This window comes from Agrococcus phoenicis (genome assembly GCF_047302415.1).
Taxonomy (GTDB): domain Bacteria; phylum Actinomycetota; class Actinomycetes; order Actinomycetales; family Microbacteriaceae; genus Agrococcus.
This window is the reverse complement of record NZ_CP154854.1, coordinates 1552038-1563337: the sequence shown is the minus strand read 5'-3', so window position 1 is coordinate 1563337 and position 11300 is coordinate 1552038. Positions and strand designations below refer to the sequence as shown.

Here is an 11300-nt window from a genome sequence, read left to right as displayed (position 1 = left end):
CGCCCCGTCGTGCGCCCTGTGGAGAGCGATCCCGGCGACTCGGCCCGATGCCGCACCCTCCGCCCATGGAGACCGTCCGCATCCGCACACCCCAAGCCCTGCTCCGCCTGCTGCCGAGGCTCGTCGGCGATCCCGGCGCGCCATCGCTCGTCGCGCTGCCCTTCGCCGGGGGCCGCTCGGGCATGCCGATGGTGCTCGACCTGCCGCAGCAGGAGAGCGCGGCGGGGGTCGCCGCCACCATCCGCGCCGGAGCGCCCGCTGCCGACGCCGTCGCGCTCGTGGCGTGCCTCGAGACGAGCCTCGGCACGGGGCCGCTGCCGATGCGCGCGACCCTGCAGCGGCTGGTCGCGCACCTCGGTCGCCTCGGCGTCGGCACGCTCGAGCTGCTCGCCCTCGGCCCGGATGCCTGGGGCGACTACGCCCATCCCGGCGCCGTGCGCGGCCCGCTGGCGGAGCTCGACCTGCTCGAGGACCCGGCGCCGGGCCTCGCCGCGCCGACCGGCGCTCCCGCCGTTCCGGAGGGCGACGCCGGCGAAGGTGCGCAGGCCGTCTCGCGCTGGCTCGCGCTGCTCGAGCCTCGGGACGTCGCCGCGGCCGGCGCCGACGCGCTCGCTGCGCTCGAGCTCGCCACCGCGCTCGCCCCGCAGCTCGCTCTGCCGCCCGGCGCCGCGGGCGACGCGCCCGCGCGAGCAGCGGCCCTCGCGATCGCGCTGGTCGCGAGGCCGTCGGTGCGCGATCTCGCGATCGAGGTCGCCGTCGACGGCGTCGAGGTGGCTGCCGCCACGCAGGCGGCGAGCGGCGATCCAGACTCGCTCGCGGCCCACGCTGCCGCAGGCCGCTTCCTCGGCATCGGTCCCGCGCCAGACCCCCTGCGCCTGCAGGATCGCCTGCGCCGCTGGAGCGCGATCACCGCGGCGGCGCCGCTCGAGGCGAGGGCGCCGCTGCTCGTGATCGTGGGGTTCCTCCACTTCTTCCTCGGGCGCGGTCGGAGCGCGGGCCGCTGCGCCGAGCTCGCGATGGCCATCGACCCCGCGCTCACGATGGCGCCGCTGCTCCGAGACATCGTGGACGCGAAGCGCGCTCCCGACTGGGTGCTCGGCGAGCGCGACGCCCAGGTGCCTCCGCTCGGCGGGCAGTAGCGTCGACCCATGGCGAGCGAGCATCGGCACGACGTCCTGATCATCGGCGGCGGCAACGGGGGCATCTCCGCCGCGGCCCACCTGCAGCGACGCGGATGCCGAGACATCGCGCTGGTCGACCCGGTGGAGCAGCACGTCTACAAGCCCCTGCAGCACTACGTCGGCACGGGCATCGCGTCGCCGCGCGAGCTCTCCCGTCCGCAGGCTCCGCTCGTGCCCGCCGGCGTCGCCTGGCACCGCACCGCCGCCGTCGAGATCGACCCCGTGCAGCGCATCGTCCGCTGCGCCGACGGCACGCGACTGCGCGCAGCCGACATCCTGCTCGCCCCCGGCATGCAAGTCGACTGGGCGCGGCTGCCCGGTGCAGCGCACGCGATCGCCGCGGGCACGGCCGTCTCCACCTTCGCGATCGAGGAGCTCGAGCGCACGCGCGAGCGCATCGCGGCGTTCGCCGGCGGGCGCGCGGTCTTCCACGTGCACGAGCAGCCCGCGTCCGGTCTCGAGACGGCGTTCAAGCCCCTCTTCATCGCGTGCGACCTGTGGCGCTCGACCGGCGTGCTGGAGCGCACGCACGTCGTGCTCGTGCACGAGGGAGCGCGACTCCACCGCGTCGGCGCGATCGAGCGCGAGCTGCACCGCCAGCTGCGCGCCCTCGGCGTCGAGGTGCGGCTCGGGACTCGGGTGGTCGGCGTCGAGGGCGACGTCCTGGCGCTCGAGGGGCCCGAGGGCAGCGTGCGCGAGCGCGCCGACCTCATCCACCTGCACCCGCCGTACGCCCCCGCCGCCGTGATCGCCGACTCGGGGCTCGACGCTCCCGGGAGCGGCGGCTTCGCCGCCGTCGACGTCGAGACGCTGCGGCACCCCGAGCATGCGCGCGTCTGGGCGATCGGCGACGGCGCCGACCTCGGCGACGCGCGCACGGGCGGCGCGCTGCGCGTGCAGGTGCGGATCGTCGTCGAGAACATCCGTCGCTCGCGCGCGGGCCTGCCGCTCGAGCGCTACGACGGCTACACGGTCGCGCCGATCGCCACCTCGCGGCGCAGCCTCTCCTTCGGCGAGTACGATCGCGCGCTGCGCGTGCGCCGGACGCTGCCGGTCCCCGACGAGATCCGCTCGAGCCCCCTGTGGCACCTGCTGGATCGTTACGGGCTGCCGCAGGTCTACTGGCACCGCATCCTGCGGGGGAGGCTGTGACCGCGCCGTCGGCCCTGCGATGTGCTTCCGACCGCTCCGGCATGGGAGACTGGAAGGCGTGACCCATATCGGAGCGGCGACCGGCGAGCACGCGACACAGGGCCCGGAGGGGCGTCGGTTCGCGGTGCGATGGGCCGGTGCGACCGACACCGGCTTCCGCCGGCAGCACAACGAGGACTCCCTCGTCACGCAGCCGCCGATCTTCGCGGTCGCCGACGGGATGGGCGGGCACTCCCACGGCGACCTGGCGAGCAAGGCCGTGGCGGAGGAGCTCGGCGGGCTCGCCGGCATCGAAGCGGTCGAGCCGATCGACGTGGTCGACGCGCTGCGCCGCGCGACGGACGCGATCGAGAAGCTCGGCGACGGAGAGGGCGCCGCGGGCACCACCGTCACCGGCTGCGCGTTCGCGATGCACGACGACGCGCCGCACTTCGCCGTCTTCAACGTCGGCGACTCGCGCACGTACGCCATGCTCGGCGAGCGCCTGACCCGCATCACGGTCGACCACTCCGTCGTCCAGGAGCTGATCGACGCGGGCCTGCTCACCGAGGAGGAGGCGGAGACGCACCCCGAGTCGAACGTCGTCACCCGCGGCGTCGGCGCGGGCATCGATCCGGTGCCCGACTACTTCCTGCTGCCGATCATGCCCCAGCTCCGACTCCTGGTGTGCTCCGACGGGCTGACGAAGGAAGTGCACGACATCGACATCGAGCGGCTGCTGTGGGAGCACGACGATCCCGCGGACGCCGCCAGCGCGCTCGTCGCCGCTGCGCTCGACAACGGCGGGCGCGACAACGTGACCGTCATCGTCGTCGACGTCACGAAGGCACCGACGGTCGACGACGTCGACCGCACGGTGCCGCGGACGACGCTGCGCGACGAGGAGACCAGGCGGCCCTGATGGCGAGGCGGCTCCCCTCCGCTCCGCCGGTCCTGCCCGGCTACTCGCACCTCCACGTGCTGGGCACCGGCGGCTACGCCGATGTCTTCCTCTACGAGCAGGCGCTGCCTCGCCGCCCCGTCGCGGTGAAGGTGCTGCTCGCCGAGCTCGTCGACGAGGACGTGCGGCGATCGTTCCGCACCGAGGTGAACCTGATGGGGCGCCTCTCCTCCCACCCCGGCATCCTCACCGTCTACGGAGCGAGCGTCGCGAGCGACGGCCGGCCGTACCTCGTGATGGAGCTCGCCAGCCCCGAGCTCGGCGAGCGGTTCCGCACCGAGCAGCTCGCGCCCGAGGCGGCCATCCGCATCGGGATCCGCATCGGTGCCGCGGTCGAGACCGCGCATCGCGCGGGCGTCCTCCACCGCGACATCAAGCCGGCGAACATCCTCACGACCTCCTTCGGGCATCCGGTGCTGAGCGACTTCGGCATCGCCGGCCTGCAGCACGACACCACCGAGGCGGCGGGGGTCTCGATCCCGTGGGCGGCGCCGGAGGTGCTGCGGGGGGAGACGGGCGGTTCGGTGGCGACCGAGGTCTGGTCGCTCGGCGCCACGATCTTCTCGCTCATCGCCGGTCGCAGCCCTGCGGAGCAGCCGGGCAGGGCCAACGACCACGACGCGCTCAGCGCCCGCATCATGGCGCACGAGCTGCAGCCCTCGCGCGCGATCCCCGCACCGCTGCGCGCCGTGCTCGACACGGCGCTGTCCGCGAAGCCCGCCGACAGGTACCCGAGCGTCGAGGCGATGCTGCTCGAGCTCCAGCGCGTGCAGCGCGAGCTCGGCTTCGCCGAGACGACGATCGAGGTCGAGGTCGACGCGTGGGCGGCCGAGCCGATCGCCGACGCCGAGGAGGAGGAGGCAGCGGATGCGCTGCGCCTGCGCCGCCGTCGCTCGCGTCGGCCAGCGGGCATCACGGGCAGCCGCGTCGACATCTCGCAGTCGACCGGCCGGCGCCAGCCGCAGAAGCCCAAGCGCTTCGCGATCGGCCTCGGCATCGGCGTCGCGAGCGTCGTGGTGCTGGGCATCGTCGCGGTCGCGGCGGTCGCCCTCTCCAGCGTCTCGCAGCAGATCCCCGTGGTCGCAGCGATCGATGCGGCTCCGGAGCCCGGCCGGGTGGTGTTCACCTGGCCCGACCCCGGCCTCGTCGACACCGACACCTATCACGTGCGCACGCCCCAGGGCGATGCGCTGATCCAGGGCGGCAGGGAGTTCACGCTCACGGGCGAGGCCGGGGAACCGCTGTGCATCACGGTCGCGGTCAACCGCGACGGCTCGACGGGCGCGCCGACCGAGGCCTGCGCGGAGCCGCTGCCGTGAAGCGCCGCATCGCGGGAGCGGTCCTCGGCGGGCTCCTCGCCGCCGGCGTGGTCCTCGGCGCGGTGCTGACGCCCGGCTACGCCGCGCTGGAGCCGCGGCTGGACGGGTCGAGCGTGTGGATCGCGAACTCCGACGCCGGAGCGATCGGCCTCGCGAACACGGCCAACAGCACGATCGAGCAGGTCGTGCGCGTCGGCGGGGCCGACGAGGTGCACCAGGCCGCGAGCGGCACGGTGGTGATCGACCGCGACGCATCCACCGCGCGTGTCGTGCGCGACGGCACCTCGCAGGCCGGTCCGGCGGTGCCGATCGTCGCGGAGGCCGTCGTCGGGGTGCGCGGAGATCGGATCGTCGTCACCTCGCCCGCCACCGGCGACGTCTGGCGCACGACCACCGGGGCGCTCGCCGAGGGCACGGCGCTCGGCGAGCCGGTGGTGGCGCTCGGTCGAGGCGGCGTCGCCGTGCTCGGCGAGCACGACCTGCTGGCGGCATCGCCGGGCCTCGGCAGGGTGCTCCGCGTCGACCAGGCCGGCGAGACCGTCGCCAGCGAGCGCGCGCCCGTGTCTCCGACCGCGCCGGAGCTGCAGCTGACGGCGCTGGGCGACACCTGGGTGCTCTACGACGCCGGCTCCGGCGTGCTCTCGACCCGCACGTGGCAGACGAGCGTCGACGCCACCGGTGTCCGCCTGCAGCAGCCGGGCGACGCGGAGACCTCTGTGCTCTACGCCACCGAGGACTCGGTCGTGCGCCAGCAGGTGGGGGTCGAGCGTTCCACGGTGCTCGTCTCCGGTCCGCTCGGCGCGGCTGCCCGGCCGGTCGTCGACGAGCGATGCGCCTTCGCCGCGTGGAGCGACGGTTCGGCATGGCGCGCGTGCGACGGCGAGGAGCCCGTGGTCCTGGCTCTGGACGGGGTCGCGAGCGACGCCGATCTGCGCATCGTGCAGCGGGGGAGCGCGACCGCCGCGGTGGCGACCGGCAGCGGCGAGGCCTGGGCGATCGACCGGGACGGCAGCCGCATCAGCGGCTGGCGCCTCGACGAGGAGGTGCCGGAGCCCGAGGCCCCGGCTGACGGCGAGACGGTCGAGGAGACGGTCGAGGCCGACCCGCAGCCTCCGGTCGCGGTCGACGACGAGCTCGGCGCTCGGCCCGGCGAGGTGAGCGTGCTGCCGGTGCTCCTCAACGACAGCGACGCCAACGGCGACCCCATCGTCATCACCGAGGTGAGCGTCGATCGACAGGACGCCGCCGTCTCGATCACCCCGGACGGTCGCGGCATCCGCTTCGAGGCGCCCGCCGAGGGCGACGCCGTCGTGCAGTACGAGATCTCCGACGGCGTCGACACCGACACCGCGACGGCGCTCGTCGCCACGCGTGCCGGCAACGAGGCGCCGGAGCTCGTGCGCCCGCTGCAGGCGACGCTCGAGGCCGGGGGCGAGATCGTGCTCGACGCGCTCGACGGCTGGGTCGACCCCGACGGCGACGCGCTCGCGGTGGTGCGCGCAGAGGCAGAGGCTCCCGACCGCGTCTCGGTGCGCTCCGACGGCCGGCTCGAGTTCCGGGACGGCCTCGCCGGTGCGCAGCGAGAGGTGCTCGTGACCGTCACCGACGGCACCGAGGAGACGACCGAGCCCATCGCGCTCACCGTGCACGCCGGGGCCGTGCCGATCGCCGCGCAGCCGGTCACGGCAGTCACCCGGGTCGGGCAGGAGCTCGTGCTGGAGCCGCTGCTCGCCGCCCGCGGCGGTGCCGGCGCGCTCACCCTGCACAACGTCGTGCGCGACGACCTGCCGGTCGAGCCCGACTTCTCGGACGGCACCATCCGCGTCACGCCCGCCGAGCCGGGCACCATGCGCTTCACCTACGTCGTCACCGACGGCACCTCCACGATGGACGGCCGCGTCGTGGTGCAGGTGCTGGAGGGGGCCGACGCCTCGTCGGCACCCGTCACGCAGCCGCTGCGCGCATCCGTCCCCTCCATCAGCACGGTCGAGCTCGACGTCGACGACCTCGCCTTCGACCCCGCGGGCGGGGTGGTCGCCCTGACGACCGCATCCGCCGACACCGACGCCGTGCGGGCGGAGGTGCTCGACGGCGAGCGGCTGCGGCTCGCGCTCGCCGACGACCTCGACGGGGAGGCCAGGGTCGACTACACCGTCACGAACGGCATCACGACCTCGATCGGCACGCTGCAGGTGTCGCAGGCGGGCGGGGCGACCGTGCAACCCCCGATCGCGCGCGACGACGTGGTGACCGTGCGACCGGGAGGCCTGGTCGAGATCCCGGTGCTCGCGAACGACGAGCAGCCCGATGGGCTGCCGATCGCGCTCGAGCAGCAGCTCGTCGCGGCGCCGGAGGATGGCCTGCTCTTCGTCGACGGCGACCGGATGCGCTACGTCGCCGGCAGCGAGCCCGGCACGTTCACCGCCGCCTACAGCGTGCGCGGGCCCGACGGCCAGACCGCGAGCGCCGAGGTCGCGCTGCGCGTGGTCGACGCCGCCGAGCGCACCAACGCGGCACCTGTCGCGCCGACGGTGGAGGCGCGCGTGGTCGCGGGCGCGAGCGTGGACCTCGCCCTGCCGCTCTCGCACGCCGACCCCAACGGCGACCCCGTCCAGCTGCTCGGTCCATCGACCGCCCCTGCGCTCGGGTTCGTCACGCAGCAGGGCTCGACGCTGCGCTACCAGGCCGGCGAGGTGTCGCCCGGCAGCGACGAGTTCCGGTATCGCATCGTCGACGAGCCGGGCGCGGTGGCAGAGGGCGTCGTGCGCATCACGGTCGTCGAGCAGGGACCGGCGCTGCCGCCCGTGCTCGGCGCGGACGAGGCCAGGATGCGGCCGGACTCGACGCTCGTCGTCCCGGTGCTCGACAACGACAGCGACCCCGCCGGGCTGCCGCTCGAGATCGTCGGCGTGGAGGCGGTCACCGAGGGCGCGAGCGCCGAGGTGCGCGACGGTGCGGTGCACGTGAGCGCAGGAGCCGCCACCGCCGACATCGGCGTGCTCGTGACGGTCGAGAACTCCGCCGGCACCCAGGCGACCAGCTGGCTGCGCATCGACGTCGACGAGGAGGCCCCGCCGCCGCAGCCCGACCTCGCCGACGTGCAGGTGGCGATCCAATCCATCGCCGACGGGGGCACCGTCGTGATCGATCCGCTCGCACAGGCCTCCGTCCGCGACGGCCGCGCAGACGCGCTCGAAGCGGCACTCCCGCTCGCGATCGACGGCGTCGAGCTGCGGGAGGACGGCGCGATCGAGATCGCGGTCGCGGAGCGCACGCGCTTCGTGCCCTACGCCGTCGTCCGCACCGACGACCCGTCGGCGGCGGCGACCGCGGTGATCGCGGTGCCGGGGCGTGCCGACGCGCTGCCCCAGCTGCGCCCGGGCGTCGCACCGCTCGTCGTGCAGTCGGGTGAGGCGCTCGAGATCCCGGTCGACGACGTCGTCGTCACGGTCGACGGCGAGGGCGCGCTCATCACCGACGCGAGCGGCGTCGTCGCCTTCCCGACGGACGGCACGAGCCCCGTCATCGACGAGCGCACGCTGCGCTTCGTGCCGCAGGCCGGCTACTACGGCCCCGCCTCCATCACCTTCGAGGTCACCGACGGCGACAGCCCGACGGATGAGGAGGGGCGGGTGGGCACCATCGTGCTGCCGATCGACGTGGTCGCGGGCAGCGACGTGCCCCTCAGCGTGCTCGGCACCTTCGTGCAGCTCGAGTCGGGGGCCGAGCGCGAGATCGACCTGACCCGCATCACGAGGAGCCCGGACCCGGCGCGCCTCGACGATGCGGCCTGGAGCATCGTCGGCGGCGTCCCGCCGGGGTTCCGCGCCTCGCTGCAGGGCTCGACGCTGCGCGTGGCGGCACTGCCCGAGACGCTCGCGGGCACGAGCGCCGACCTCCGGATCGGGGTGCGCGACGCGGCCGGCCAGGGGGTGGCGGGCATCGTGCGGCTCGCGACGATCACCTCCACGAGGCCGCTGGTCGCGCCGCTGCCGGATGCGGTGACCGTGCAGCGCGGGCAGAGCGCCACCGTGCTGCCGCTCGAGAACGACGCGGCATCCAACCCCTTCCCTGCGCCGCTGCGCATCGCGGCGGTCAGCGAGGAGGGCGCCGACGCGCGAGGCGTGCGGGCGGAGCAGGTCGGCGACGCCGTCACCGTCTCCGTCACCGCCGACGCGGTCATCGGCACGACCTTCGTCCGGGTGCTCGTGCTCGACGCCACCGGGGATCCTGCGCGCGGCGTCTGGAGCCCGATCTCGGTCACCGTGCAGGATGTGCCGGAGCCCCCCGCTCCGCCCGTGCAGGCCTTCGGCGAGCACGTCGACGGCGTGATCACCATGGCGATCGATCCACCGGCGGCGAACGGCAGCCCCATCACCGGCTACCGGCTGGTGGGCGACGGCGTGGTCTACCCGTGCGGCAGCGAGCCGCGCTGCCGCATCGAGGGGCTGCCGGCGGGCGTCGAGCTGCGGCTGCGCGCCATCGCGACGAACGCGCTGGGCGACAGCGAGCAGTCGGCCCCCTCGGAGCCGGTGCACGCCGACCGCCGCCCGGCCGCGGTGCGCGGGGTCGTCGCGACGCCCGCGACGGAGCCCGGCTCGGTGCGCGTCGCCTGGCAGTCGGTGCCGCAGCCGCAGGGCGGCACTCCGGTGGAGGGCTACCTCGTGCGCATCTCGGGCGACGGCGGCGACCGCATCCTCAGGGTCGGCGCCGGCGAGCGCGCCGCGGTGCTGCGCGACCTCACGCCCGGCCGCGCCTACGGCATCGCCGTCGCCGCGGTGAACGGCGCCGGCGTGCCCGACGAGGGCTGGCGATGGCCCGCCGCTCCGGTGCCCTTCACCGCGGTCGGCGAGCCCTCGACGACGCCGGTGCTCCTCACCGGTCGCACCGCCAGCAGCGTCACCGCGAGCTGGTCGGCCGTCGACGCAGGGGGCGCCGCGGCCGTCGGCTACACGATGCGGATCGTGCCGGTCGCCGACATCGCCGGCTTCCGCTGCGCGAGCACCGGCACGGGCACGCCGGCCGGCACCACCGCGCGCACCGGCTCGCTCCCGGTGCAGGAGGGCTCGCGCGTGGTCGTCGCGGTCATCGCCGACAACGGCTGGCACTGCTCCGTCTCCACCTCGGAGCCGATCTTCGGCAAGCCCTCGCCGATCGCCGCGGGCGATGCGCGAGTGAGCGCCGGCGTCGCGCAGGTGCGCGACGATGCGCTCGACCTGCAGCTCACCGATGTGCCCGCGCTGCCGGCCGGCCAGTGGTTCGAGGCGCGGGTGCGCCAAGCGCCGCAGGCGACGCAGCCCGTCTGGGCGCGCGTCGCCGAGGGCGACTTCCTGACGCCGACCACCACCTCCTTCGTCTACGGCCGCGACGCATCCGTCGAGCTCCGCGTCTGCGCGCCCGCAGGCGCAGGCTCGACCCCCAACTGCTCCGACCCCACCGCGGTCGCGACCGCGATGCCGCTGCGCCTGCGCGCCGCGGTCGAGTCGTGCGTGCCGCTCGTGCCCCTCGGCGCGACCAGCCCGACGAACGCGGCCGGCGCGGTCGACAGCGAGGTCGTCGCCTCCTACCGCGTCGGCGGCATCTGGACGGCGGAGCAGCCGGCCTCCGAGCCCGTCCCGGCGGGGGCGACCCAGGTCCGGGCGACGGGGGTCGTAACCTATCGGGAGTCCGGACCGCACCGGGATCCCGTCCCGACCGTCTCGGGGTGCGGGCTGTGAGCAGGGAGGAACCCGCCGTGAGCGTCGATGTCGCGAGCATCCAAGAGCTGGCCGAGCACGTCGTCGACCGGGTCGAGCGCGTGCTGGTCGGCAAGCCCCTCGCGGTGCAGCTCTCCCTCACGGCGATGCTGAGCCACGGCCACCTGCTGATCGAGGACAACCCCGGCACCGGCAAGACCTCGCTCGCCCGCGCGCTGGCCGCCACCATCGACGGATCGGCGAGCCGCATCCAGTTCACCCCCGACCTGCTGCCCGGCGACATCACCGGCATGAGCGTCTGGAGCCAGGGCCGCGGCGAGTTCGAGTACCGCCAGGGCCCGGTCTTCGCGAACATCGTGCTCGCCGACGAGATCAACCGCGCGAGCCCCAAGACGCAGTCGGCCCTGCTCGAGGTGATGCAGGAGGGCCGCGTCACGGTCGACGGCATCGCGCACCCGGTGCCGCAGCCGTTCATGGTGATCGGCACCCAGAACCCCATCGAGCACGCCGGCACCTACCAGCTGCCCGAGGCGCAGCTCGACCGATTCGCCCTCAAGGCCTCCATCGGCTACCCCGACCACGCCTCCACCCTCCGGATCCTGACCGACTCGGGCGCGGCGGTGCTGCCCGAGGAGATCGAGGCGGTCACCGACGCCGCCGCCATCCAGGCGATGGCAGCGGCGATCCGCACGGTGCACGTCGAGGCATCGATCGTCGACTACGTCGCTCGCCTGGTCGAGGCGACGCGGGAGGCCGACGAGGTGCGCCTGGGCGTCTCGGTGCGCGGCGCGCTCGCGCTCGTGCGCACGGCGCGCGCATGGGCGGCCATCCACGGCCGCGACTACGTGACGCCCGACGACGTGAAGGCCCTCGCGGTGCCGGCGCTCGCGCACCGGCTGGTGCTGCAGCCCGAGGCGGAGTTCGACGACGTGCGCCCCGAGAGCATCGTGCAGCAGCTGATGCTGACGGTCGCGCCGCCCCGGCGCTGATCGCCGTGGCGACCCTGCTGGTG

At 74.9% G+C, this 11300-nt stretch carries 6 protein-coding genes; all 6 read left to right on the top strand.

The window, feature by feature from the left end; all coding sequences use genetic code 11:
- Window positions 1–65: 65 nt before the first annotated feature.
- From AA0Z99_RS07500 to AA0Z99_RS07475, 6 genes are read left to right on the top strand one after another with little or no spacing between them, the layout of a single operon-like run.
- The gene (locus AA0Z99_RS07500; RefSeq protein ID WP_413316454.1) at window positions 66–1139 is read left to right on the top strand and encodes a hypothetical protein; all 1074 of its coding nucleotides are present in this window, start codon (window positions 66–68) and stop codon (window positions 1137–1139) included.
- Window positions 1140–1148: 9 nt separating this feature from the next.
- Window positions 1149–2333: an NAD(P)/FAD-dependent oxidoreductase gene (locus AA0Z99_RS07495; RefSeq protein WP_413316452.1), complete on the top strand. Its 1185-nt coding sequence runs from the start codon at window positions 1149–1151 to the stop codon at window positions 2331–2333.
- A 58-nt stretch (window positions 2334–2391) separates the two neighbouring features.
- Window positions 2392–3234, top strand: coding sequence for a PP2C family protein-serine/threonine phosphatase (locus AA0Z99_RS07490; RefSeq protein WP_413316450.1), 843 nt, complete (start codon window positions 2392–2394; stop codon window positions 3232–3234).
- On the top strand, window positions 3234–4592 hold the full coding sequence (locus AA0Z99_RS07485; protein ID WP_413316448.1) for a serine/threonine-protein kinase: 1359 nt from the start codon (window positions 3234–3236) through the stop codon (window positions 4590–4592). Before AA0Z99_RS07490 ends, AA0Z99_RS07485 begins: the two co-directional genes overlap by 1 nt.
- Window positions 4589–10309 (top strand): Ig-like domain-containing protein, encoded by a 5721-nt coding sequence (locus tag AA0Z99_RS07480; RefSeq protein ID WP_413316446.1) that lies wholly within the window; start codon window positions 4589–4591, stop codon window positions 10307–10309. The genes AA0Z99_RS07485 and AA0Z99_RS07480 overlap by 4 nt, the downstream gene beginning before the upstream one ends.
- A gap of 17 nt (window positions 10310–10326) precedes the next feature.
- Window positions 10327–11277: an AAA family ATPase gene (locus AA0Z99_RS07475; RefSeq protein WP_413316444.1), complete on the top strand. Its 951-nt coding sequence runs from the start codon at window positions 10327–10329 to the stop codon at window positions 11275–11277.
- The last annotated feature ends 23 nt before the right edge of the window (window positions 11278–11300 follow it).

Coding starts and splice junctions, on each gene's coding strand:
- AA0Z99_RS07500 (WP_413316454.1), top strand. CDS start 66: ATGGAGACCGTCCGCATCCGCACACCCCAAGCCCTGCTCCGCCTGCTG.
- AA0Z99_RS07495 (WP_413316452.1), top strand. CDS start 1,149: ATGGCGAGCGAGCATCGGCACGACGTCCTGATCATCGGCGGCGGCAAC.
- AA0Z99_RS07485 (WP_413316448.1), top strand. CDS start 3,234: ATGGCGAGGCGGCTCCCCTCCGCTCCGCCGGTCCTGCCCGGCTACTCG.